Origin of the sequence: Xanthomonas hortorum (assembly GCF_040279205.1) — a bacterium.
GTDB lineage: Bacteria > Pseudomonadota > Gammaproteobacteria > Xanthomonadales > Xanthomonadaceae > Xanthomonas > Xanthomonas hortorum_F.
This window is the reverse complement of the sequence record NZ_JBEOLS010000152.1, coordinates 1-225: the sequence shown is the minus strand read 5'-3', so window position 1 is coordinate 225 and position 225 is coordinate 1. Positions and strand designations below refer to the sequence as shown.

Genomic DNA, 225 nt, shown 5'->3' with positions numbered 1-225 from the left:
GGTTGCCGCAGATGCTCGAACAGCCATCACCTTTGGATTGACGCCTGGCAACGTGCATGACGCACCTGCAGGCCGCGCGTTGCTTGAACACCTGGGGCCAGTGGAGCGGCCGATTCATTTGTTGATGGACCGTGCTTACGAAGGCAACGAAACCCGCCAGTTAGCGCTCGATCTTGGCTTCGTGCCGGTGGTCCCGCCGAAATCCAATCGGGTCGAGCCTTGGGA

At 60.4% G+C, this 225-nt stretch carries 1 protein-coding gene; it reads left to right on the top strand.

Features of this window, described 5'->3' with window-relative positions; translation table 11 throughout:
- A partial coding sequence (locus ABS769_RS22595; protein WP_317063475.1) for a transposase occupies window positions 1-225 on the top strand: 225 nt, incomplete at both ends.